The organism is Mammaliicoccus lentus, assembly GCF_947036595.1.
Lineage (GTDB): Bacteria > Bacillota > Bacilli > Staphylococcales > Staphylococcaceae > Mammaliicoccus > Mammaliicoccus lentus.
In genome coordinates this window covers 534,411-558,332 of record NZ_OX344834.1, presented here as the reverse complement: position 1 = coordinate 558,332, position 23,922 = coordinate 534,411, and the positions used below count along the sequence as shown (strand labels likewise).

24 protein-coding genes are annotated in these 23,922 nt (G+C 31.6%); 10 read left to right on the top strand and 14 right to left on the bottom strand.

Annotated features, from left to right (window positions below; all coding sequences use genetic code 11):
* Window positions 1-65 precede the first annotated feature (65 nt).
* Entirely contained in the window at window positions 66-1,055 is a 990-nt protein-coding gene (gene hutG, locus ACNMOQ_RS02535) for a formimidoylglutamase (RefSeq protein ID WP_016998973.1), read from the top strand.
* Between the two features lie 3 nt (window positions 1,056-1,058).
* On the top strand, window positions 1,059-1,967 hold the full coding sequence (rarD, locus tag ACNMOQ_RS02530; protein ID WP_016998972.1) for an EamA family transporter RarD: 909 nt from the start codon (window positions 1,059-1,061) through the stop codon (window positions 1,965-1,967).
* 72 nt (window positions 1,968-2,039) lie between these two features.
* Here the strand turns inward: rarD and argF are convergent, their stop codons facing one another.
* Window positions 2,040-3,059 carry an ornithine carbamoyltransferase gene (gene argF / locus ACNMOQ_RS02525; RefSeq protein WP_182094109.1) on the bottom strand — a complete coding sequence of 340 codons (1,020 nt, stop codon included), beginning with the start codon at window positions 3,057-3,059 and terminating at the stop codon, window positions 2,040-2,042.
* Window positions 3,060-3,264: 205 nt separating this feature from the next.
* On the opposite strand from argF, the gene ACNMOQ_RS02520 reads away from it, so the two are divergent.
* The 3 genes from ACNMOQ_RS02520 (at window position 3,265) to ACNMOQ_RS02510 (ending at window position 4,794) form a co-directional block, all read left to right on the top strand.
* Complete coding sequence (locus tag ACNMOQ_RS02520) at window positions 3,265-3,525, top strand: SunI/YnzG family protein (RefSeq protein ID WP_064211662.1); 261 nt, start codon at window positions 3,265-3,267, stop codon at window positions 3,523-3,525.
* A 193-nt stretch (window positions 3,526-3,718) separates the two neighbouring features.
* A complete protein-coding gene (locus ACNMOQ_RS02515) occupies window positions 3,719-4,441 on the top strand; it encodes an SDR family NAD(P)-dependent oxidoreductase (protein ID WP_064211661.1) in 723 nt (240 codons plus the stop codon).
* A gap of 11 nt (window positions 4,442-4,452) precedes the next feature.
* Window positions 4,453-4,794 carry a heme oxygenase gene (locus ACNMOQ_RS02510; RefSeq protein WP_064205193.1) on the top strand — a complete coding sequence of 114 codons (342 nt, stop codon included), beginning with the start codon at window positions 4,453-4,455 and terminating at the stop codon, window positions 4,792-4,794.
* Window positions 4,795-4,955: 161 nt separating this feature from the next.
* On the opposite strand, the gene ACNMOQ_RS02505 is transcribed toward ACNMOQ_RS02510, so the two are convergent.
* Window positions 4,956-6,314, bottom strand: a complete 1,359-nt coding sequence (locus ACNMOQ_RS02505; RefSeq protein ID WP_017001189.1) for a YjiH family protein — start codon at window positions 6,312-6,314, stop codon at window positions 4,956-4,958.
* A 359-nt stretch (window positions 6,315-6,673) separates the two neighbouring features.
* Here ACNMOQ_RS02505 and ACNMOQ_RS02500 point away from each other — a divergent pair, with 359 nt between their 5' ends.
* Window positions 6,674-7,828 (top strand): MFS transporter, encoded by a 1,155-nt coding sequence (locus ACNMOQ_RS02500; RefSeq protein ID WP_064205191.1) that lies wholly within the window; start codon window positions 6,674-6,676, stop codon window positions 7,826-7,828.
* Between the two features lie 110 nt (window positions 7,829-7,938).
* Here ACNMOQ_RS02500 and ACNMOQ_RS02495 read toward each other — a convergent pair whose 3' ends face one another.
* From ACNMOQ_RS02495 to ACNMOQ_RS02445, 11 genes are all read right to left on the bottom strand, one after another.
* Window positions 7,939-8,454 (bottom strand): Asp23/Gls24 family envelope stress response protein, encoded by a 516-nt coding sequence (locus ACNMOQ_RS02495; RefSeq protein WP_017001188.1) that lies wholly within the window; start codon window positions 8,452-8,454, stop codon window positions 7,939-7,941.
* 67 nt (window positions 8,455-8,521) lie between these two features.
* Window positions 8,522-8,746, bottom strand: coding sequence for a DUF2273 domain-containing protein (locus ACNMOQ_RS02490; protein ID WP_017001187.1), 225 nt, complete (start codon window positions 8,744-8,746; stop codon window positions 8,522-8,524).
* Window positions 8,747-8,769: 23 nt separating this feature from the next.
* On the bottom strand, window positions 8,770-9,309 hold the full coding sequence (amaP, locus tag ACNMOQ_RS02485; RefSeq protein ID WP_064211668.1) for an alkaline shock response membrane anchor protein AmaP: 540 nt from the start codon (window positions 9,307-9,309) through the stop codon (window positions 8,770-8,772).
* A gap of 74 nt (window positions 9,310-9,383) precedes the next feature.
* On the bottom strand, window positions 9,384-10,235 hold the full coding sequence (locus ACNMOQ_RS02480; RefSeq protein WP_416350223.1) for a GNAT family N-acetyltransferase: 852 nt from the start codon (window positions 10,233-10,235) through the stop codon (window positions 9,384-9,386).
* Window positions 10,236-10,400: 165 nt separating this feature from the next.
* Window positions 10,401-11,417, bottom strand: coding sequence for a FecCD family ABC transporter permease (locus ACNMOQ_RS02475; RefSeq protein ID WP_017001185.1), 1,017 nt, complete (start codon window positions 11,415-11,417; stop codon window positions 10,401-10,403).
* Window positions 11,414-12,418 carry a FecCD family ABC transporter permease gene (locus tag ACNMOQ_RS02470; protein ID WP_017001184.1) on the bottom strand — a complete coding sequence of 335 codons (1,005 nt, stop codon included), beginning with the start codon at window positions 12,416-12,418 and terminating at the stop codon, window positions 11,414-11,416. The genes ACNMOQ_RS02475 and ACNMOQ_RS02470 overlap by 4 nt, the downstream gene beginning before the upstream one ends.
* Before the next feature lie 14 nt (window positions 12,419-12,432).
* Window positions 12,433-13,236 carry an ABC transporter ATP-binding protein gene (locus ACNMOQ_RS02465; protein WP_017001183.1) on the bottom strand — a complete coding sequence of 268 codons (804 nt, stop codon included), beginning with the start codon at window positions 13,234-13,236 and terminating at the stop codon, window positions 12,433-12,435.
* A gap of 220 nt (window positions 13,237-13,456) precedes the next feature.
* A complete protein-coding gene (locus ACNMOQ_RS02460) occupies window positions 13,457-14,293 on the bottom strand; it encodes a YitT family protein (protein WP_017001182.1) in 837 nt (278 codons plus the stop codon).
* 252 nt (window positions 14,294-14,545) lie between these two features.
* Window positions 14,546-15,502, bottom strand: a complete 957-nt coding sequence (locus tag ACNMOQ_RS02455) for an L-lactate dehydrogenase (protein WP_017001181.1) — start codon at window positions 15,500-15,502, stop codon at window positions 14,546-14,548.
* Between the two features lie 27 nt (window positions 15,503-15,529).
* Entirely contained in the window at window positions 15,530-17,026 is a 1,497-nt protein-coding gene (locus ACNMOQ_RS02450; protein ID WP_416350395.1) for an L-lactate permease, read from the bottom strand.
* Window positions 17,027-17,281: 255 nt separating this feature from the next.
* Window positions 17,282-19,006: an ABC transporter ATP-binding protein gene (locus tag ACNMOQ_RS02445; RefSeq protein ID WP_135032576.1), complete on the bottom strand. Its 1,725-nt coding sequence runs from the start codon at window positions 19,004-19,006 to the stop codon at window positions 17,282-17,284.
* 188 nt (window positions 19,007-19,194) lie between these two features.
* On the opposite strand from ACNMOQ_RS02445, the gene pbp4 reads away from it, so the two are divergent.
* Entirely contained in the window at window positions 19,195-20,568 is a 1,374-nt protein-coding gene (pbp4, locus tag ACNMOQ_RS02440) for a penicillin-binding protein PBP4 (RefSeq protein ID WP_135032574.1), read from the top strand.
* A gap of 81 nt (window positions 20,569-20,649) precedes the next feature.
* A complete protein-coding gene (locus tag ACNMOQ_RS02435) occupies window positions 20,650-21,399 on the top strand; it encodes a M50 family metallopeptidase (RefSeq protein ID WP_064211655.1) in 750 nt (249 codons plus the stop codon).
* Between the two features lie 185 nt (window positions 21,400-21,584).
* Here ACNMOQ_RS02435 and ACNMOQ_RS02430 read toward each other — a convergent pair whose 3' ends face one another.
* Window positions 21,585-22,235, bottom strand: coding sequence for a metal-dependent transcriptional regulator (locus ACNMOQ_RS02430; protein WP_064211718.1), 651 nt, complete (start codon window positions 22,233-22,235; stop codon window positions 21,585-21,587).
* A gap of 146 nt (window positions 22,236-22,381) precedes the next feature.
* On the opposite strand from ACNMOQ_RS02430, the gene ACNMOQ_RS02425 reads away from it, so the two are divergent.
* On the top strand, window positions 22,382-23,095 hold the full coding sequence (locus tag ACNMOQ_RS02425) for a metal ABC transporter ATP-binding protein (RefSeq protein WP_017001212.1): 714 nt from the start codon (window positions 22,382-22,384) through the stop codon (window positions 23,093-23,095).
* Complete coding sequence (locus tag ACNMOQ_RS02420) at window positions 23,095-23,922, top strand: metal ABC transporter permease (RefSeq protein WP_026023754.1); 828 nt, start codon at window positions 23,095-23,097, stop codon at window positions 23,920-23,922. The genes ACNMOQ_RS02425 and ACNMOQ_RS02420 overlap by 1 nt, the downstream gene beginning before the upstream one ends.

Here is a 23,922-nt window from a genome sequence, read left to right as displayed (position 1 = left end):
GAATATCATACATGATAAACTAATATTAGTAAAAATAATTGTATCATCCCAAGGAGGTATTTGTTATGTATAAAGCTGTCAACAAAGATGAATGGACTGGTAGAACAGATAGCGAAACTTTACGTTCTGCTTTTAGATATCATCAAATTATAGACACAGTTAACTTAGAGCAAGAAGCAATTGAACCAATAAAAGAGTTTGACGATCAAATTAATATGGCTCTCATTGGTTTTGAATGTGACGAAGGTGTCGCTCGTAATAATGGAAGAACAGGAGCGGTCGATGGACCGAAACATTTTAGAAAAGCATTAAGTCCCTTGCCTATTCATAACGAATATTTACACTTAACAGATTACGGTAATGTCGTTTGTCATAAAACTAAACTCGAGGAAGCTCAAGCTGAACTTGGAGACAAATTATCTCAAATTCTTCCATATAACCATTACACTGTACTTGTAGGCGGTGGTCACGAAATCCTATATGGTCACTATTTAGGTGTTAGAAAAGCAAATAAGGACAAAAAAATAGGCATAATAAATATTGATGCTCATTTTGATATGAGGGATTATGATAAACAACCATCTTCAGGAACAATGTTTAAACAAATATTGGACCAAGATGATCAAGTAGGCTACTTTGTTCTAGGCATTCAGAAAAATGGTAATACAAAAGCTCTTTTTGAAAGAGCTGATGAATACGGCGTTCGATATATTCTTGAAGACGAATTAAGAAGTCATCTTTCAATTGAGACAATCACTTCTATAAGCTCTTTTATAGAAGAATATGATGAAATTATGATTACATTGTGTACAGATTCAATTGATGTAAGTTATGCCCCTGCTGTAAGCGCTCCTTGCATTATGGGATTACAACCTCAAATTGTACAAACTATTCTACAATTAGTTACGAATTCAAATAAAAGTACGAGTATAAGCATAGCAGAATTATCACCTAGATTCGATATAGATAATCGCACAGCTAGACTTTTAGCTAATATTGCATCGAACATTTATCACGACCAAGCTGAAGTAGTTCAGTCACATTGGGAGTCTTAATTTATGTCAGAAAATAAAAAAGGCATACTATTAGCTGGGTTAGCCTATACTATATGGGGTGTGCTGCCTTTATATTGGAATCTCGTTGACGAGATTGGTCCATTTGAAATACTTGCACACCGCGTTCTTTGGTCAGTAGTATTTATGCTTATACTATTGACAGTAACCAGACAGTTAAATATGTTTAAAAATGCGACAACAAAGTTATTCAAAAACAAAAAAATGCTAATCGCTATCATAGCAGCCGGATATATTATTACATTAAATTGGGGTACGTTTATATGGGCTGTCAATAACCATCATGTACTACAAGCTAGTTTAGGGTATTATATAAATCCATTAGTCAGTATATTATTTGCTTTTATATTTTTAGGCGAACGATTTTCTATTGCACAATGGATTGCGATTATACTTGCTTTCATAGGTGTACTATTTATGACGTTTCAAGTTGGAGAATTTCCAACAGTATCCATCTTGTTAGCTGTCTCATTTGCGCTATATGGATTAATTAAAAAAGTAGTAGATATTGATGCTTTCAGTAGTATTACAATAGAATGTATTGTAACTTTACCTGCTGCATTGATTTATATCTATTATTTATCTGAAACGAATAATATTACATTTGGTATGAATACTTCTAGCGCTTGGTTATTATTAGCTGGTGTAGTAACAGCTACTCCACTTGTACTGTTTAGTGCTGGCGCAAGAAAAATCCCATTATCTTTAACAGGATTTTTACAATATATTGCACCGACCATTATGTTCTTCTTAGGTATATTCCTTTTAAATGAACATTTTGATATTAATCAATTTATTACTTTCATTTTTATATGGATTAGTATCATCATATATAGTTACTCGAAATACATGGAAATGAAGAAAAACAGAAGAAAACTAATAAAAAACAAATAGAAAAATCGTTTCGTTAGAAATAGCGAAACGATTTTTTATTTAACCATACTATCGATTATTTAAACTTAATTATTAATACAATTCTCCACATGTTGCTGCTAAGAGAGCTTTTATAGTATGCATTCTATTTTCGGCTTGTTCAAATACTCTTGAATAACTTGATCTGAATACATCGTCAGTTACTTCCATATTTGTTACACCAAATTTATTAAAACAAAGTTCGCCCATTTCTGTGTTTAAGTCGTGTATAGCAGGTAGACAATGTAAAAATAAAGTATTTGGCTGTTCTGTTAAATTAATTAATCGTTGGTTTACTTGGTAATCTTTTAACAATTCATAACGAGCTTCTAATTGATTTTCTTCACCCATCGAACACCATACATCTGTATAAATTACATCACTGCCATATACACCCTCTTGAATGTTATCTGTTATCAATATTTCACTTCCAGATAACTCACTTAATTCTATCGCTTGTTGTTGTACGCTTTCTTCTGGTTGTAATTCTACCGGCGCTACGATATGAATATTAACGCCTAATATTGCACTTGTAACTAATAGTGAATGAGCAACATTATTACGTCCATCGCCTACAAACGTAACTGTCTTATTCTCATAAGTACCAAAATATTCTTTGATAGTTAAGAAATCAGCTAACATTTGAGTAGGATGCCATTCATTTGTTAAACCGTTCCAAACTGGTACGTTAGAAAATTTAGCTAAATCTTCAACAGTATGTTGTTCAAAACCTCTAAAGGCTATCCCATCAAACATAGACCCTAATACAATTGCAGTATCTTCAATTGATTCCTTTCTGCCAAGTTGTAAATCTTCTTTACCGAGATAAGATACATGTGCCCCCATTTTAGTAGCTGCTACAGTAAATGCTGCGCGTGTACGAGTTGATTGTTTTTCAAACAATAAAGCAATATGTTTACCATTTAAAAAACGTTGAGGTATGTGATGTTTCTCCTTGAATTTTAATTCTTCAGCTAATTCAATAAGTTGTTCTAACTCATCTTTAGAAAAATCAACCTCTTTTAAAAAACTTGTCTGATATAAATCTTTTAACTTTGATAACTTCGTCCCAATGAAACCAACTCCTTTTTATTTATAAATAACATCATATAATACTTTTTGCACAATGTAAATAGTTATACAGTATATTGCATAAAAATACTTAATTTATTAGTATGACACATTGTTTTAAAAAGGTAACACATTTTTACTGTTTTCTATTGAAAACGAATTCATAATACGTTATGATATAGCTATCAAACAAAAGGATGTGTTAGATATGGCAATGAGAGTATCAAAGGATAATAATCAAGTTCATATTCACTGGAGAGTAGCTGACATTACTATTCCAAATGACGAAATCAAAGAGGTTAAGGAAGATCAAGACATTCATGCATTGTCTAATGAAGACCAAGATCACGTTGTAAGAATTGGTTCAACTTTTGGTAAAACAAATCGTGTCATTATTAATACAGACGATAAAGAATACATTATATATACACATGCCGATAAGAAAATTTATAACGAATTAACTAAATAATACTTAGAAATAATAAACAGGCTGAGACATATTTTTGTCTCAGCCTAATTTATTGTAATAGCAGTAGATGACTGGGGAGGTGCGACGAAATCTTTTTTAAATAAAATTTCTGTATCTCTCCTTTTTAAGTAGTTAAAATATTATGCTACTTTTTCATAGCGTGCTAACATAGAGTTAAGGAGTGATGCCAATTATGTTAAGAAGTTTATCAGGCTTAAACGCCATTATCACAGGCGGTTCTAGAGGAATCGGTAAATCTATCGCAATTGCTTTAGCACGTGAAGGTGTTAATATTGCAATCACAAGTAGGAATCTTGATACTCTAAAAGAAACTGCTGATGAACTAAAAGATTTTGATGTAAATATATTTTATAAAGACGCTAATATTGCTCGCAAAAATGATGTACAAAAATTTATAGAAGATGCTCACCATGCACTCGGTTCTATCGATATTGTTATTAATAATGCAGGCGTTATGAAAAACAATCCTTTTTTAGAAGTAGATGAAGAAGAGTTTGACCAACTTTTTGATACTAACGTCAAAGGAATATACTATGTACTACAAGAATCTCTCCCTTATTTAGTTAAACAAAAAAGCGGAGATGTTATAAATATCGCTTCAATGTCAGGACTTAAAGCTAATGCTACAAGCAGTATTTACGCTGCTACAAAATATGCAGTCATTGGAATGACTGAAGGAATTATGCAAGAAATGAGAAAACATAATATTAGAGTTTCTTATTTAACACCTTCAGCTGTTCTCACAGATTTAATTGGAGAACCTAAGTTACAAGAAGAAACGATGACACATGCAGAAGACGTGGCAGATGTCGTTGTATCTCAGTTAAAACTTCAACCTAGAACTTTCATGAAAACAGCACAAATTTGGGCTACAAACCCAACACCAAAACAATAGGAGTGATTTAGATGTATGTTGTAACGAATAGAATTAAAATGAAAAAAGGCTATGCAGAAAAATTAGCACCAATGTTTACTAAAGGTGGCGCATTACAAGAAATGAAAGGTTTCATTAAAGTTGAAACTTGGAATATGCAAGATATAGAAGAACATGATTTATTACATGTAAATATGTGGTGGGAAACTTTAGAAGACTTCGAAGCTTGGAAAACAAGTGATGCTTTTAAACAAGCACATAATCGTGATGATAAATCTGAAGATGATAAATCCGAGAATGAACAAAGCGATTCACCAATGCTAGGTTCTGAACTCGCAATTGCTAAAGTTGAAACATCACTAGACCCTAAATAAAAATAATTAGACTTATATGCACAATAAAGCATAAGCATTCATAATAAAAAGTCCGAGACATTTATAAATGTCTCGGACTTTTTATTTATATAGGCATCCTTGCTGAGGTGGGCATACAAAATCTTTTTACCAAAATGAGATTTCTCAGCACTCTCTTTTAATTAAAAGAATATATGAGCCATGATAACAATAATAGGTAATGCAATGATTGTACGTATAATATAAATCATAAATAACTTACCTAAACTGACTGGTATTTTAGATCCTAAAATAACGCCCCCTACTTCTGATAAGTAGATTAATTGCGAGATGCTCAATGCTCCGACGATGAATCTTGTCATATCACTAGGCACATCACTAATTAATAATGATGGTAAGAACATATCAGCAAACCCTATTAATAAAGTTTCTGAAGCTTCATGTGCATAAGGTATTTGCATTAATTCTAATAATGGTACAAACGGTGCACCTAATATACTAAATAACGGTGTATATTCTGCTACAATTGTAGCCAATGTACCGATAGCCATAACGACTGGCAATACAGCCAACCACATATCTAATACAGTTTTTATACCATTAATGAAAAATTGTTTTAATCCTGGAGACACAACTGCTTTATCAGTGGCTTGTTGAAAACCCCATGTTAATGGATTGTGTGTCTTAGGAATCGTTTCATTTAATTTTTCAGTACTACCATTTGAATATTGATCCGGTATTTGTTTAAGTGGCCATATTCTTGGCATAATAAATGCGGCTACAACACAAGCTATAATTACAGATAAATAGAATTTAAAGAAGTGGTCTACAAGCCCTATCGTTTGAGCAATAACAATAGCAAATGTAATTGACACAACTGAAAATGTTGTTGCAATAACTGTCGCTTCACGTCTTGTATAAAATCCTTGTTCATATTGTTGACTCGTAATCATAACCCCTACTGTTCCATCTCCAATAAATGAAGCTAAATTATCAACTGTTGATCTACCTGGTAATTTAAATAATGGTCTCATAACTGGCGCAAACATTGGGCCTAGAAATTCTAATAAACCAAAATCCATTAATAATGGTAGAAACAATCCAGCAAAGAAAAATACCGCTAATAATGTTGGTAATAAGTCGTTATAAACCATTACCCCAGTATTTTCATTAAGTACAACCCCGGGACCGACATTAAAATATACCGAGATTGCAAAAAGTGCTCCTAAAATTCTAATAACTACCCAAATCCAATTAACATTAAAAAGTTCATTCGTGATAGTACGTTTTGTAGAAGTCTTGAATACTGTAGAATAAATAATCGTTAATATCGCAGATACTGATATTAATAACATGATAATTAATCCTGATGAATTGCCTAAAAACTCTAAAGTTTTATTAGCTAAAAACGCTACTGGCAGACTTGTTGAAGTCTTCCCGTCCTCATCTGTTACTGAGACAGGTATTAAAAATAAATAAATTCCTAGTAACGATAATATTATAAATTTTAATCTACCAACTAAAACACTTGTTTCTTTCATATGTATGCTCCTTTACGCAAGATTAACTATACACAATATTTTATAAATATTCAATCCTATTCTTTCCTATTTTTATTATATATTTTTTTGTAAGCGCTGTCATTAAAAATCGGGATAATATATAATAAATAAGACTATTTATAATTTAATAGTCTTATTTAAAGTCACTAATATATTTTAATCATTCAATAATTTGTATATTTCACGTATATTAACCCTTGTTTAATCATGTTCTACTATATTTTTATACATATATTATGAGTTAAATTCTCAATCGTCCGGTTATTAAATTTTGTCTGTATTTTTGCATATCACACTGTTATAATCATGTTTATATGTAAAAAAGAAGGAGTAATAAAATGTCAAAATCACGATTAGTCACATTTATGTTGAGTGTTTTTGTAGTAGGAATGGTTGAATTGATGATTGCTGGTATTTTAACACTGATGAGTGCAGATATGAATATATCAGAAGCAATTGTAGGACAACTTGTAACTGTTTATGCATTAACATTCGCTATTAGTGGTCCGATACTTGTTAAGCTTACAAAGAATTTTTCACCTAAATTAGTATTAATGATTAGCATGATTTTATTTATTATCGGTAACGGGATTATCGCATTTTCACCTAATTTTACAATTTTAGTGATTGGGAGAGTATTATCATCTGCCGCTGCTGCAATCATTGTTGTTAAAATTTTAGCTTTAACTGTTATTTATTCAAAACCAAGTCAACGCGGGAAAATGATAGGTCTTGTTTATACAGGTTTTAGCGCTTCAAACGTTTTAGGTGTTCCTTTAGGTACTAAGATCGGAGACCTTGTTGGTTGGAGAATGACATTTCTATTTATTTGTTTAGTTGGCGTAGTAGCATTTATTCTAATTTCTATTAATATTTCTAGTGACAAAATAAATAATGCTGATGAGCCTACACCTCAAAATCATAGTTATAAGATCTTACAGCCTTTAGAAGTAGTCAAATATTTAAGCATTACATTTCTAATACTTGCTGCAAACTATGTTGTTATCACATATATTAGCCCATTATTATCTATATATGGTTATGACTTAAATATTGTTTCTCTTGTACTATTAGTCGCAGGAATCGGAGCAATTTTAGGTACATCACTAGGCGGTTATATTACTGATGCTATAGGTAGTAAAAACTGGTTAATCATATCATTAAGTACATATACAGTACTTATGTTTATATTCCAATCTTTCTTACCTATATTAATCATCACTCTAATAGGTGTATTCGTTTGGAATATCGTACAATGGGGTTCTAACCCACCAGTTCAAATAGGTATTATTTCTCAAATAGAAGGAGATACTAGTGCAGCGATGAGTTGGAATATGTCTAGCTTAAACGCTGGTATCGGAGCTGGCTCATTATTAGGTGGTATTTTTGTAACTTACTTTAATGTAGTTTCAAGCTTATATGTAGCTGGAGCGCTTAGCTTTATCGCTTTATTGATATGTTTAACAATTAAAAAACAACCAAAAATAGTATAAAAAAGGGAGCAAGACAGAAATCTTATTTTCAAAAAAGATTTCATAGTCTCGCCCCTGACAAACATGACACAGGTTGAGACATTGATATGTCCCAGCCTGTTTTTTATTCATTATTGTAATTCTTTGTTATTACCTTGTGATTGACCATCTTCATTTGAAGAATTTTTTTGTTCATATTCTTTCTTACTCATAACATCATCTACATGCATGTTTACTTCAACAACTTCAAGACCAGTCATATGTTTAACTTGTTCTTTTACTAAGTCAGCAACTTTTTTGAAAATTTTCGGAGCTGATTCACCATATTCTAAAATAACTTTTAAATCTACAGCAGCTTGTTTTTCTCCTACTTCTACAGAAACACCTTGTGTTACATTGTTTCCAGATGTGAAACGGTCAGTTAAACTAGAAGCAAAGCCGCCTTTCATATCTAAAATACCTCTTACCTCTCTAGCAGCAATACCAGCAATTTTCTCTATTACTTCATCAGAGAATGATAATGTATTTGAAAATTGTTGTTCTTGAACTTGTTCTTGCTGTTGTTGTTGGTTTTCACGTACTTGATCATTTACACCAGTTTGTTCATTGTAACTACTTTTTGCTTTATTGTTGTCTAAATTTGCCATAATAGAATCTCTCCCTTAAAATAGTTTAATTTAATTTATAGTTTCTTTAATTATTTAATAATGCAGTTTAACTTATTCGGTTTAAGAAATTTAAAAACTGCTGAGTACAGTCTTTAATGTACCCTAGTCCTATACCTATTAAACATAGGACAAGAATCAATACCGTTTTCCAAAAACCAATTGTTAAAAATAAAACTGCTAATATTAACATCGCAATAAACCCAACAATTCTCCATTTATACTCTTTAATAAAATTAATGAGTTGATTTGGATCTTGATTTTCATTTGGCATAACCGGAACCTCCTATCCTTAGTCTATAAAACTCTTGTATCACTTGTTTTCTGGTCTCTAACATTAATTTCAATGTTTTTGACAGGTATTTCGGAAAAATGCTCAACATTTTGCTTAATATCGTTCTTCATATTTTCCGTTAATGATTGAATACCATTCGTTTCAGATACAACAAAGAAATCTGCTTTAATCGTTGCATAAGAATTATTTTTCTTATTGTACAACTTTGCTATAACATTTGGTTGTCGTACTTCGTCGTATTTCTGGATTGTACGATAAACACATTTTTCAATCGAATTTCTAGTAATGTATATGTGCCCATCCTCATAATCACGATGTAAGCCTGGTTTCTTATGTGTCGGTTTAAATGCTGCAAAGAACATTAATAAACCAAAGAATATTAAAACCCCTGCACAAGCAATCAATGTCGGTTGGAACCAATTATATTTTAATAGTTCCTGTTGATAGCTTGTTATTTGACTAATATCCAAGTACATAAAAAGAAGCGTGCCCACTACTACTATGATGAATAAGCCTAGGAAAAAATTCTTTAATCTTCTCACTGGCAACTGCACCTCCTATGTAAAGTTCTATTGCTAGTATTAGTTATACCCCTAAAATGATTTTAGAAACGTTTTCAACTCATTATTTCATTTTTTGGTAAAATTTTTACAAATTCTCCAACTTGCTCATAACCTATTTGTTTATAAATTTTATTGGAGGTGGGATTTTCAAGATCAGTATATAATGTCGTATATTTATAATCTTCTAATAAACGTTTAGTTAAGAGTGATACATTTTTAGCTGCATAGCCATTTCCTCTGTATTCATGAGGCGTATAAACCATAGCAACATGAGCAAATATTTCCCCAACTCCTGAATATTTAACGAAAGATACCGCCTTATTTTTATCAATAAATAATTGTCCAGCTTCATTTTCAATCCAATTCAAAATTATATTATTTTCTTCATCACGATTTAAATTTTTCAATTCAGTTACTAGACCTGTTTCTATCATGAAACTTTCATACCATTTTTTCAGCAATATGATATCTTCATTTTTAGTTATTCGGGAGTGCCCCTTCACACTATCGAATTTTTTTATCACTTTATGACATACATAAACACCTTCATGAACTGCTATATACCAGTTACTATATAACTTTTCTGCTAGTTTAATTGTATAATCCTTATCACCTGCAATACCCATCTGAATATTGGAATAAGATGAAAGTTTTTCTGAAATATAATCTATTAATTTCATTTCATTATTCAATATTACAATTTGTATTGGAAACGGTGGTGTATGAATAATTATTCCAAGTACTTCCTTATTCTCAATAATTCCTGCTAAATAATACTCTTTATATTTACCTTCTTTGATAAAATATATCAGTCGCTCTGCCAAATTAAATTTTCCATTTGTATTTTGCAAGCTCTGAAAAATTTCTTCAGGGACACGATTACTTTCATAAACTTCCCAGTACATATACCTCTCCTCTTTTCTTTTGTGTATATTTTACACTATTAGTAGGTTTTTAAAACACTTAATATAATTTAACTTTCCAACAATAAAAAATCCCTAACCTGTTGAATTAAATCTTCCAACTGATTAGGGATTATTATTAAATATAAATATTGATATCTCAAATTATTATATATGTGCTGATTTTTGCATTAAGTATAAGAAGTATGGCGCACCTACTATTGCTACAATAATACCTGCTGGCAAGCCATTTGGTTCTAGTACTATTTTACCAATTGTATCTGCGACAACCAGGAGTATAGCTCCGTTTAATACTGCTATTGGTAAATATAGTTGATGTCTTGGTCCCACAATACTTCTTGCAATATGCGGCCCCATAAGTCCAACAAATCCGATACCACCTGCTACTGATACGGCTGCAGATGACAATACGACTGCTAAAAATACGAGTAAAATACGTTCTCTATTATTGTTTATACCGAATGAAACCGATATTTGTTCATTTGTACTGAGTACATTTAGTACATTAGCTTTATAAAATAGGAATGGCATAACTATGATTAACCATGGTATAAATGCAAATACGAACGGCCATTCATCACCCCAAATATTACCTGCAAACCATCTTGCGATAAATTCCATTTGATCTTGATCAAATGTAGACATAATTGTAATGGAAGCACCACTCAATGCAGTTGATAAGCCGACACCAATCAATACCATTCTTACGGGGTTAATGCCTTCTCCTTTTTTATAACTAAACATGAATATAACCATCGCCGTCGCTATACCACCGACCATACTTACCATTGGAAGTACATATACAAAATCACCTGGTTGTACAGTACCGACAACTAAGAATAAAGCAATCATAAACCCGCTTCCTGCATTAATACCTAATATACCTGGTTCAGCAAGGGGATTCTTAGTAACACTTTGCAAAATTGCTCCACTTAAAGCTAAACTTGCTCCAGCTAATATCGTTATTAACATTCTCGGCATTCTAAATTCATACAATACCATTGAATCTAGTTCATTACCTTGACCAAATAGTGTTTTAAAGAATTGAATGAATGACATCTTAAATTCGCCTGTTGTCATAGCGAATGCCATTGATGCGATTAATGCTATAATTAAAACGACAAGTGTTATTCTCTGTTTTCTAACTATTTTTGGATGTATCATAATATCTTACCGTCCCTTCTTACAAGATAAAGGAAGAACGGTACACCTATTATAGAAATTACAGCACCTATTGGAGCTTCTCCTAACATTCGTGCTATCATGTCAGCTAAAAGTAATATAAAACCACCCATTACTGCTGTTAAAGGTATAACACGTTTATAGTCTGTACCGACTATAAATCTTACTATGTGTGGCACCATCAAACCTACGAATGCTATTTGCCCTACTATTGATACAGCAATCCCTGCTAAAAACATCGTGGATACTAAACTTGTATATCGCACAACATTACTATTTTGTCCTAATCCTTTTGATAGTGTATCTCCTAGGCTAAGTATCGTTAATTGTCTGCTCATTATAACTAAAACAATTAAAATAACTAGAACAATCGGTGTAGAAATCGCAAGTTGTTTCCAGTTTGTACCACTTACGCCACCAACGCTCCAAAATGTTAAAGTTTGGTTTAATCTAAATATCAATGCGATTCCTTCACTTGCAGCTGTCAATAATGCAGATACTGCGGCACCTGCTAATACTAACCTCATCGGGTTAAAACCACCGCGTTTAGAGGAGCCTACGCTCATGACAAGAATACCACCTATACCTGCACCTATAAATCCTGCAAACATAAGGGTGAAATAACCTGCATTTGGAATAACTGCTAAAGTTAAAGCTAGCATCATACTAGCTCCAGCATTTAAACCAAGTAAACCTGGATCAGCTAATCCGTTTCGAGTAACACCTTGCATAACTGCACCAGATACTGCAAGTGCCATCCCAACGACAACAGCTCCTATTTCCCTAGGTATTCTTATCTCTCTTAAAATATTATGTTCTTCGATACTTGGATTATAATTAAATATTGCGTTATATACCATTTGTAATGATGTGTCTTTTGCTCCAAATAAAAATGACAGAAGTAAAACAGCTACAAGTAAAATAATTGTAACTGTTAAGATAATTGGATAGCGATTTTCTTTAACTGTTTTTGATTGACTCATATGTTGCCATCCTTTTATAACTTAGTATAGTGTTTACATAAAAGATTATAAGTAACAAGCATAGGTTTCCCAGTTCTAGGATCCGTAGATAATTCAGCGTCAATATTAAACACTTCTTCTAGAATTTCATTTGTTAATACTTGTTCTGTTTCGCCTTGAGCAACAATATCTCCAGCTTTCATAGCTATTAAATGATCTGAGAATCTGATTGCTTGGTTAATATCATGTAACACCATAATAATTGTGCAACCTTGTTCTTTATTTAACTCTTGTACAAGTTCTAGAATTTCGAGTTGGTGAGAAATATCTAAATATGTTGTTGGTTCGTCTAGGAATATGATATCTGTCTTTTGTGCGAGTGCCATAGCAATCCATACACGTTGTCTTTGACCACCACTTAAATCGTTAATTGCTCTATATTTAAAATCATGAGTGCCCGTAACGTTAAGCGCCCATTCTATTTCTTCTTTGTCTTTTTTTGATAATCTTCCAAATCCTTTTTGATGTGGATAACGGCCATAAGAAACGAGTTCTCCAACTGTTAATCCATCTGCAACGTCAGGTGACTGAGGTAATATTGCAATTTTCTTTGCGATTTCTTTAGTAGATGTTGAATGTAGATTTTTGCCATCTAAAACAACTTGCCCTGATTGTACATTTAAAATACGACTTAATGCTTTAAGTAATGTTGATTTTCCACAACCATTCGGCCCTATAATAGAAGTAATCTTCCCATCAGGTACCTCTAAAGTTAAATCACTAACTATTGCTTTATCTCCATAACCTATTGAAATGGCTTCTCCCGTTAATCGATTCATAGTGAACCCTCTTTCCGTTTAAAATAAATCTATAATATATGCGTTGCGTTAATTTTTAATTGTAGTTAAATGATAATGATTATCATCACTCGTACTTACGTATTATATCATTTAATAATAGTGATTTCTATCAATATATGAATAATTTCACTCATATTACACATTTAATAAAAATAAACATGTTAAAAAAGCTAGAACTTTTTGTCCTAGCTTTTATGTTTTATTCGTCAAGTAAGAATCCGTTCCCAAGTACATCTCTTACATCATGGACAACGACAAACGCATTTTCATCAAATTTTCTAATCATTCGTTTTGTTCTTGTCAATTGCGTTTTGGCAATGACCACGTATAATACATCAGTATCTTTTTTTGAATAGTAACCTCTACCATTTAAAATGGTACAACCTCTACCTATTTTTTCATCTATCATTTTTGCTATTTGATCTGGGTTTTGAGAAATGATTGTAACAGCCTTTTTAGGGTTCAATCCTTCAATTACAAAGTCCATAACTTTTGTTCCTATATATAATGCAACGACAGTTATTAATGCTTTTTCTACAGGCATAACAGTTAATGAAAATAGAACTACGATAAGGTCAAAAAATAGAAGAGCATATGATGTGTTCACATCTAAATACTTATGAGCAATTCTCGCTAATATTGTTGTTCCTGCTGTTGTGCCACCTGATAATACGATTAAACCTATACCTAAGCCAACCGTAAATCCGCCAAACACAGCATTAATAAGTATTTCACTAGAATCTAATGCCCATGAATCCGTCACTCCTAAGAATACGGATATGAGTATTACAGCAATAATAGTATATACTGTGCTTCTCTTACTCAAGAATTTATAACCTAATGCAATTAATACCGCATTTAAAATAAACGTAGACCAAGCTGGCGCAATATCAAACGCATAAAGTAAGATTAGCGAAATACCCGTCACGCCACCTTCACCTAGGTTAGCAGATATAATAAATGTATTAACACCTGCAGAAAAGACAAATGAACCTACAATTATTAATATCATATCTCTTAGTAATCTATTTTTCATGACCTTACCTCCTTTTAGTTTTTCAATTGACATACTGATACTACCACAAACAGCTAATCGCCTCAACATGCCGATATTTATAAAAAAGGGTCGTAAGATAATTTTCGCCCTAACTCTAGAAAGAGTTATTAGAAATCGCATATAAATACTCCTAATTCGTCAATTTCTTAATGAACGAATTAGGAGTACTATTTAAAGATAGGGATTCTTTATCCCGAACTCTTCATTATTATATTGTCCGTAGCTTATCATTTACTTAAACTCTTTTTCAAATGGTGCTTGAATGTCTTTTAGCACTTTTACTGAATTATCGAACAATCTTGTTTCTTCATCATTAAGTGGCATTTCAATAACTTCCCTTACACCTGTTCTATTTACAAGTGCTGGTACACCGATATAAACATCTTCGTGTCCATACTCACCTTCTAAATATGCTGAAACTGTTAGTACAACATCTTGGTTGTTTAATATTGCTTTAGTAATGCGCATTAAGCCCATTGCTACTCCATAAAAAGTAGCACCTTTTGATTCAATAATTTCATATGCTGCATCTCTTGTCTCTACAAAAATTTCTTCAACTCTATGTTTGCGTGTTTCATCTTTTTCAATTATAGAACGTAATGGTTTACCAGCAATATTGGCGTGTGACCAAACTGCTAATTCAGAATCGCCATGCTCACCAATAATATTAGCGTGTACACTTTGAGGGGCTACATCAAATTCTTCGCTTAATAAATATTTAAAACGTGCTGTGTCTAATATTGTTCCAGAACCTATTACACGTTCTTTTGGTAAACCTGAGAATTTCATCGTAGCATACGAAAGTATATCTACTGGGTTAGTCGCAATTAAGAAAATGCCATCAAATCCTGAATCCATTATTTCAGTTACTATATTTTTAAATATTTTCATGTTTTTCGCTACTAAATCTAATCTTGTTTCGCCAGGTTTTTGAGCTGCTCCTGCACAAATAACAACCAAATCAGCATCTTCACAATCTTTGTATTCTCCCGCTTTTACTTTCATTGGTGATGGCCCATACACTGAACCATGATTTAAATCCATTACATCTCCATTTACTTTCTTCTTATCTAAATCGATGATAACAAATTCATCACAAATACCTTGGTTAATCATTGAGAATGCATAACTAGAACCTACAAATCCGTTACCTACTAATACTACTTTATTACCTTTAAATTGTTTCATCAAAATCTCTCCTCAAATTTTAAATTTTTATATAATAAATGAAAGTACGAACGTCCAAATACAAATGAAGATGACTATTCCTACACTGTATTTTAAAGTCATTTTCAATAATTCTGATTCTTTTCCGACCTGACCTACAGCTGCTGTGGCGATTGCTATAGATTGAGGTGATATAAGTTTTGCTGCTACACCACCTGCAGTATTAGCTGCTACTAATAAAGGGCCACTAGTACCGATTTGGCTAGCTACTGAAGCTTGAATTGGTGCGAATAATGTATTGTTATTGACTACTGATCCTGTCATAAATACCCCAATCCAACCTAACACCGGAGATAGTAATGGGAATATACTACCAGCTTTTGCGATGCCAAGACCCATAGCTGCTGTTAAACCACCATAAGTAGTTACTTTTGCTATTGCTAATATGAAACAAATTGTCAAAATAGGTAGCCATAATTCTTTGATTGTTAAACCTAATAATTGAAATGCTTCATTAAATTTGAAATGTTTGGAAATAAGAACTGTTATAATAATTGAAATTAATATAGCTGTACCTGTTGCGCTAAAAATGTCTATTTTTAGTGTTATAAGTTTGTTTGTGATTTCATTCATCGTACCTGGAATACTAATGTTCCATACTAAAAATGATAATGGTCCATCTGGTGCAAATAATGCTTTAAAGAATGGTGCACTCCATATCATCACAAATATCGTTAAAATATAGAACGGACTCCATGCATATAGAATAGACTTAACTGTATGCTTGTTTGCTTGTTTAATTTCAGCGTCTGAAACTCTAAATATTTTTTTCGGTTGGTAAAATTTAGAAAATACTGCTAATGCAACCATTGATAATAACGGAGGGATAATGTCCGCTAACTCAGGGCCTTGGAAATATGTCAATATTAATTGAAGTCCAGAGTAAGTGAGACTTACTACTAATAACATTGGTAATATTTCTTTTATACCCTTAAATCCATCTAAAATCATGACTAATAAAAATGGAATAATAAAGTTTATGATTGGTAAAGTTAATGTTGATATTTGAGAAACATCTAAACTACTTATATTACCTTGTAGGCCTAGGGTATCTATCACGACTACTGGGAGGCCTATAGCACCAAATGCTCCAGCTGCTCCTTCTAAAAATGCATTGAAACTAAAACCTATTAATAACAACTGTATACGTTGGTCTTGAGATATACCTGCTATACTATCTTGAATAATACTGAATTGCCCTGTTCCATTTGAAACTTTATATAACCATACTGCCATAACCACGATGTAACCTATTGGTAGGATACCTTGGAAGAAACCTTCTATAATTCCTCCTAAGGCAACAATTTTTGGTAATTCAAAAACTACTAAAGCTATTATTATCGTTACGATGAGCGTTGTAATAGAAGCATAAATACCTTTCATTTTAAAAACTGTTAAACATAATAAAAATAATATAATAGGTATGCTTGCCACAATTGCTGATAATGCAATATTGTCAAAGGGATTAATATTATTTATTAACACATTAGACATCTTCTTTCTATTTTATTTATTTTAAGATGCGCATCTTTCTTTTTGTGATTCTTTTCACAATGTAAATATAGCACTTGGTATCACTGTGGTCAAGTGTTTTTGTGAATATTTTCACATAAATTTTTACGCCTGTTTTCATTAATTTTTATAACTCCTTATTTAACAATAATGTTTGCGTTTACATAAAAAATGTCCTTTAAAGTTATTTTCGTCAACTTTAAAGAACATTTTTTATAATTTATAATTTTATTCTACTAAACTTTGCGTCTTCACAAAATGTCTATATTTTTCATGGTTTTTAATAAGTTCTCCATGAGTTCCTTTACCTGTCACTTCTCCGTTATCTAAAAAGATAATTTGATCAGCTTTTTTAATAGTTGCAAGTCTATGTGCTATTACGACAGTAGTACGGTCTTTCATTAACTCATTTAAAGCCTGTTGAATATAGTACTCACTTTCACTATCTAAATTAGCTGTCGCTTCATCTAGTAACAAGATGTCTGGATTTTTAATAAAACTTCTCGCAATATCAATTCTCTGTCTTTGACCACCTGATAATTTTGTACCTCTTTCCCCAATTTCAGTTTCAAATCCTTGAGGAAATTTCATAATAAAATCATAACAGTTGGCCATTTTTGTGTTATGAATTAAAGTTTCATCACTTACAGTCTCATTTATACCATATGTTAAATTATCTCTAATTGTTCCTGACATCATTGCGTTAGATTGCATAACGTATCCAATTTTTTGTCTCCAAAATCTTAAAGGTATATCTTCAATTAATTCATTACCATATTTGATAACACCTTTATCTACAGGATAAAATCGTTCTAACAAGCTAAATAATGTACTTTTACCTGATCCAGAAGGACCTACAATTGCTGTTACTTCTCCTGAACGAATTGTTAAGGATAAATCTTTTATAACTTCTTCATCTTTCTCATAGCTAAATGTAACATTTTCAAATAATATGTCATTTTTTTCATGAGGTAAATAATTGTTTTCATCGCCTATTGGCTCTGTCGGTTCTTGATAAATTTCATATATTCTTTCGCTCGCTCCTACTGCTTTCTTATAGTCTGTTATAAACATGGAAAAGTTTAATATAGGAGCTGATAATTGAATAACATAGAATATCATAGCAACTAATGTACCAGCTGTGATTGCACCACTTGAAACTCGAATTCCACCAAAACCTAATATAATAGCCACCGTTAACATCATAATAATTCCTGATAACGGTGATATAATAGCTCTTATTTTAGCTTCTTTTAATCCTAATTTATAGATATCTAATAATGTTGTTTTTGTCTTTTCTAACTCTTTTTCCTCAGAGGTAGTAACTTTTACTAATCTCATTTCTGTGAGCACTCTGCCCAACAAACCACTAAAATTCGCAATTTCTGTTTGTGTCGCTTTAGAAATCTTACCCATACTTTTTCCAAGAGGGATCATAATAGCGATAAATAATGGCAATATGATAAATGTTATAAGTGTCATTTGCCAATCTAAAATAAACAACATAGCTACAGAACCAATCAACGTTAACAGTGAAGGTAAAACACTTGGCGCTTTTTCTGAAATAAATAAATTGATGACATTTGTATCGTCAGTAATTCTACTCATGAGTTGACCACTTTCATTTTTATCAAAAAATCTCATGTTCAGTTTTATTAAATGTCTCCACAATTTTTCTCGTATTGAATAAATCGTTTTCTCACCGATTTTACTCAATAAGTATGTACCAAAACCACTTAAAATAGCATTAGCTAGAAAAATAACTATAAATAACCAAACCATTCTTAAATCTAAATTTTCAGCATTGAATGTATCTACTAATTGTCCCGTAAATAATGGAACTAACAATCCACTCAAACTGCCTAAAATAGATAGAATCATGGCGGTAACGACCATTTTCTTTGGCCAGTCTACTTTTTTCAGTAAATAAAACAACGAATTCTCTGTCTTCATTTTAAAACCTCATTATCTCAATTTATTATCTCATCATCATTTTACAATATTTCCCTATATTAATCTCTCATAATAGCTTTAAATTTACAATATTTTAATATACAATTGTAATTTTTTTCTAGGGAGAATTATAAAAATATGTTAAAATGATGTAGTTATTTAAAAAAAAGAATAAAGAGGTTTTATTAATGAAAAAATGTTTATTATTATTTTTCTCATTGGTTTTAATTAATATTACTTTGAACCAAAATGCTTATGCAGCTGATAATGAAAAGTCACCTACACAAGTAGCTAATGAATACGGGTATAACTTAGGCGAAATATATCAACCCGAGGGGGCTATTAACTACAGCTCAAAAACTGGTCAAATTATGTATGAGTATCAAATAGATAAAAAATGGTATCCGGCAAGTATGTCTAAACTTATGACTTTATATTTAACTGAAAAAGCAATTAAAAGTGGAAAGTTAAAAGAAGATGATACAGTTAAAATGACTGACGAAGAATACCGATTATCTACTTTACCTGAATTAAGTAATACTAAATTATATCCAGGCGATGTTTATACAATTTCAGAATTAATGCAAATTACCATATCTAATTCTTCAAATGCTGGCGCTATGATTTTAGGTAGAGAAACAATGAAAGCTGAAAATATTGGCTCTGCTAAAAAAATCGAAGATAAAGATAAAGATTCAAATAATAATACTGCCTCAAAACAACAGAAAAAAGATTTAGACTCTGATTTTATAGACTATATGAATGAAACTGCTAAAGAATTAGGAATGGAACATACTCAGTTTTATAATTCTAACGGCGCTGCCAATAATTTATTACTGGAATATAAAGCAAAGAGATATCAATCTGATGAAGAGAATTACTCTACTTCTAGAGATTTTGCTATATTAACGCAGCATCTTGTAAACGATTATCCAGGCATTCTGGAATACACTAAAAAAGTAGCACCTACAATACATTACGTTACATACTACACATATAACCATTCTCTTGAAGGTGCTGATATGTCTTTAGAAGGAACGGATGGATTAAAGACAGGATCAAGTGACATTGCCGATTACAATCACAGTCTTTCAACTAAGAGAGATGGACTAAGAGTAAACCAAATTTTATTTGGTGCAGGCGATTATAATACTGTCGGCGGTGAAAAAGAACGTAATATGATGGGGAACAGTTTAATGGAGAAAACTTTCGACGAATATGAATGGAAAAAAGTTCTTTCCAAAGGTGTTCATAAAATTAATGATAAAAAATATTACATTACTGAAGATTTATACGATGTCGTTAAAAAAGGTGTAGATTACGAAGTAGTTGTAGAAAATGGTGAAGCACATATAGATTATGATCGTTCATATATAAACGATAATTATGGCCCACCTACAGTCAAATTAGAATCACCATCAAAACATAAATTTAACCAGACAAAAGATAAAGTCACAAGTCCAGATAATAGACCTATCCTTATGACAGCATCTATCATACTTGCTATCGGCTTAATATTATTATTAACTTGGTTGATTGCGCGTAAGAAAAATACAAAATAACATTAAGTCTTAAGTCCGACAACAAAAACGTCACTTTAGTGTAGAATAGTATTAGACTATTAAACACGAGGTGACGTTTTTTTGACTCGATTTTTACCGAACTTTTTATCAGAACCAATTAATATATCATTAATAACTATTACATTAATTGCCTTAATATATGTTTTTGTACATCATAGAAGACAACATCCAATATTGAGTATGATTGATATAATACTAGGTTATTTTCCGATTTTAATACATGAAATGGGTCATGTTATTGCCAACAAGTTGTCCGGTGGTAAACCTAAAGATCTAGTCGTAGTTTGGCGTAGAAAAGAACGAATGGAGACTGGTCGTCAAGGTTATGCTATTACAGGATCTAAATCTGGATGGAATCAATTCATCACTACATTATTTGGTTATATTATGCCACCTTTAATGTTAATAATAGGGGTTTGGATGAAGCATCATACATTCGGACCAATTTTCTTAATTTTATTATTAATCATGTTCTTATTTTATGTCACATTAACTTCAAGAAAATTTCTACCAAGTATTATATTATTAGTTATCGCAGTTGCACTTTATGAAGTTATTTCTGCTCCAAACATCCATGATTTTGCTCAAATTACAACTTATATTTATCACATAGCATTAGGTACGCTATTAGGTGAAGTTGCCCAATCTACAATAACTATCTTTTTATTAACATTTTCAAGACAGCGCCCTGAATGGGATGGTAGTCAACTTAGACAAATCACAAAAATACCTACTCTATTCTTTAGTATACTTTGGATTGTTATTAACATATATGCTGTTATGTATACATTTAATGCGTTATGGCCTTAAAAAACTTAGAGAACTATAATATCGAGTTAAGAAACGACCAATCTAGATTTCTCTTATAAAATAAAAATGGGAGTAGGACTAGGGTTGGAAAAAGCTTGATATAAGCGCATCTTTAATCCAGTCAGCTACTGCCATTATAAGAAAAGAGGCTGAGACATGTATTTATGTCCTAGCCTCTTTTTATTTTATCCTTCTTTAGTTCCGAATATATATGAAGCATTTGTTTCGCTAATCATAATCGTCTTACCATTTAAACTTAATTCTATTAATTGATTAAGTTCATCTTTCTTAGTGATTTCAACGATATCACCTATTAGTAATTCTTCATTACTTAAATAGTCTAATAGATTAACATAGTCCATAACACGTTTGATTTTTATTTTATCGCCTACTTCAAATGTACTAAGTGGCGTATTATAAATCTCTTCGATTTGATTTTCTCTCGGTATAATTCCACCGTGTGGACATGTTTTAGGATAATCCATCAATTTATCTATTTTCTCAATGAAGTGTTCAGAAACTCTATGTTCTAAAATTTCCGCTTCTTCATGTACTTGATCCCATGTGTATTCTAATTCCTCTATTAAAAATCGTTCTATCAGTCTATGACGCTTAATAATATTTGCAGTATGATTTAAACCTTTTTGAGTTAATTTAACACCTTTATATGGACGTATATCCACATAATCCTCTTTCTTTAAACGTAACATCATCTCACTAACAGATGAGGGTTTTATATTTAAATCTTGTGCTAAATTTTTATTAGATACATAATCTGTCGTCCCGTTTAAACCAAATATTGCTTTTAAATAATCTTCTTGTTCTTCAGTCAACATTTGTTCTGACCTCACTTTTTTTAGCATATTTTTATTGTACCACGATTTATTTTTCCTTGCTATCTCTTGACTTTAACATAATTTACAGTTATATTAAAAACATAGTTTAGGTTACCCTAAACTTATTTTCGGAGAAAGGTGATAACATGTTACAGGTTAAGAATTTGAATTTATCATTAGGACATCAGCACATATTGCATGATATTAACTTAACAATTGAATCATCGGGAGAGTTAATTGGTATCATGGGACCCAATGGTGCGGGTAAATCATCATTGCTTAAATCTATCCTTGGTGAATTCAAAGCAACTGGTGAAGCATTATGGAATGATAAGCCAGTTAAACAACAGCTGACGGAACTAACTTATATTCCGCAGAGAAATTCATTAGACTTGGATTTCCCTATTACTGTGAAAGACAGTTTAATTACTGGCTATTATCAAACTTCAGGTTGGTTCAGACCTATGAAGAAAGAAGCTTATATTAAAAGAGATGAATTATTAAATGAACTTCAGTTAACTAATTTAAAAGATAAAATGCTAAATGAGTTAAGTGGTGGTCAATTACAACGTGTTCTTTTAGCGAAAGCATTAATGAAAGAGAGTGACTTTCTATGCCTCGATGAACCTTTTGTTGGTATTGACTTCAAAAGTGAAGAAATCATGATAAATCTGCTGCGACAATTAAAATCAGAAGGTAAACTGATTCTAGTTGTTCATCATGATATTCAAAAAGCTAAAGAATATTTTGATAGAATAATCCTCCTCAATCGATCATTAAAATTCTTTGGCTCTGCTAACGAAGCATTATCTGACGAAAACATAAAAGAGGTATTTTTAAAGGATGGCGTTGTATTATGATGAATGAATTTATTTCATCACTCGTAAATTATAATTTTTTAAGTAGAGCTTTGATTACTTCAATCATAGTCGGAATCGTTTGTGGTATTGTAGGTAGCTTGATTATATTAAGAGGCCTTTCATTAATGGGAGATGCAATGAGCCATGCTGTATTACCTGGGGTAGCGCTCAGTTACTTATTTAACATACCAATGTTTGTAGGTGCTCTTTTTACAGGTATGCTGACAAGTTTTTTAATTGGTTTTATTTCACAAAACTCTAAAACAAAAAATGATGCCGCAATAGGTATTACTTTCACAGCATTCTTTTCGATAGGTATTATTTTAATTAGTCAAATCAACTCCTCTACAGATTTGTATCATATTCTATTCGGAAATATATTAGCAGTAACAAAAAGTGCATTTTATACCACAAGTATTGTGAGCATTATTGTAATTTTATGTGTTGTGATTTTCTATAAACCACTGCACTTGTCTACTTTTGATCCAATTGCAGCTAAAATGAGTGGTCTAAATACAAGATTAATTCATTACTTTGTCATGATGTTATTGGCATTAGTAACAGTAGCAAGTTTACAGACTGTCGGTATTATCTTAGTAGTAGCGTTGCTTATAACACCTAGTTCTACTGCTTTCCTTATTACTAAGTCATTAAAAACTATGATGATTGTTGCAAGTACATTGAGTGCAATAAGTGCAGCCTGTGGCATGTATATTAGTTACCTATATAATTTGCCAAGTGGAGCTTGTATAGTCCTAGTAAGTTGTGCATTTTATATACTAGTATTTACTATACATAAACTTAAAAATAAAATTCAATTTAATTAG

What these genes read in the sequence shown, in the direction of transcription:
- hutG (WP_016998973.1), top strand. Translation starts at nt 66, where the DNA reads ATGTATAAAGCTGTCAACAAAGATGAATGGACTGGTAGAACAGATAGC.
- rarD (WP_016998972.1), top strand. Translation starts at nt 1,059, where the DNA reads ATGTCAGAAAATAAAAAAGGCATACTATTAGCTGGGTTAGCCTATACT.
- ACNMOQ_RS02520 (WP_064211662.1), top strand. Translation starts at nt 3,265, where the DNA reads ATGGCAATGAGAGTATCAAAGGATAATAATCAAGTTCATATTCACTGG.
- ACNMOQ_RS02515 (WP_064211661.1), top strand. Translation starts at nt 3,719, where the DNA reads ATGTTAAGAAGTTTATCAGGCTTAAACGCCATTATCACAGGCGGTTCT.
- ACNMOQ_RS02510 (WP_064205193.1), top strand. Translation starts at nt 4,453, where the DNA reads ATGTATGTTGTAACGAATAGAATTAAAATGAAAAAAGGCTATGCAGAA.
- ACNMOQ_RS02505 (WP_017001189.1), bottom strand. Translation starts at nt 6,314, where the DNA reads ATGAAAGAAACAAGTGTTTTAGTTGGTAGATTAAAATTTATAATATTA.
- ACNMOQ_RS02500 (WP_064205191.1), top strand. Translation starts at nt 6,674, where the DNA reads ATGTCAAAATCACGATTAGTCACATTTATGTTGAGTGTTTTTGTAGTA.
- ACNMOQ_RS02495 (WP_017001188.1), bottom strand. Translation starts at nt 8,454, where the DNA reads ATGGCAAATTTAGACAACAATAAAGCAAAAAGTAGTTACAATGAACAA.
- ACNMOQ_RS02490 (WP_017001187.1), bottom strand. Translation starts at nt 8,746, where the DNA reads ATGCCAAATGAAAATCAAGATCCAAATCAACTCATTAATTTTATTAAA.
- ACNMOQ_RS02480 (WP_416350223.1), bottom strand. Translation starts at nt 10,235, where the DNA reads ATGTACTGGGAAGTTTATGAAAGTAATCGTGTCCCTGAAGAAATTTTT.
- ACNMOQ_RS02475 (WP_017001185.1), bottom strand. Translation starts at nt 11,417, where the DNA reads ATGATACATCCAAAAATAGTTAGAAAACAGAGAATAACACTTGTCGTT.
- ACNMOQ_RS02470 (WP_017001184.1), bottom strand. Translation starts at nt 12,418, where the DNA reads ATGAGTCAATCAAAAACAGTTAAAGAAAATCGCTATCCAATTATCTTA.
- ACNMOQ_RS02465 (WP_017001183.1), bottom strand. Translation starts at nt 13,236, where the DNA reads ATGAATCGATTAACGGGAGAAGCCATTTCAATAGGTTATGGAGATAAA.
- ACNMOQ_RS02460 (WP_017001182.1), bottom strand. Translation starts at nt 14,293, where the DNA reads ATGAAAAATAGATTACTAAGAGATATGATATTAATAATTGTAGGTTCA.
- ACNMOQ_RS02455 (WP_017001181.1), bottom strand. Translation starts at nt 15,502, where the DNA reads ATGAAACAATTTAAAGGTAATAAAGTAGTATTAGTAGGTAACGGATTT.
- ACNMOQ_RS02445 (WP_135032576.1), bottom strand. Translation starts at nt 19,006, where the DNA reads ATGAAGACAGAGAATTCGTTGTTTTATTTACTGAAAAAAGTAGACTGG.
- pbp4 (WP_135032574.1), top strand. Translation starts at nt 19,195, where the DNA reads ATGAAAAAATGTTTATTATTATTTTTCTCATTGGTTTTAATTAATATT.
- ACNMOQ_RS02430 (WP_064211718.1), bottom strand. Translation starts at nt 22,235, where the DNA reads ATGTTGACTGAAGAACAAGAAGATTATTTAAAAGCAATATTTGGTTTA.
- ACNMOQ_RS02425 (WP_017001212.1), top strand. Translation starts at nt 22,382, where the DNA reads ATGTTACAGGTTAAGAATTTGAATTTATCATTAGGACATCAGCACATA.
- ACNMOQ_RS02420 (WP_026023754.1), top strand. Translation starts at nt 23,095, where the DNA reads ATGAATGAATTTATTTCATCACTCGTAAATTATAATTTTTTAAGTAGA.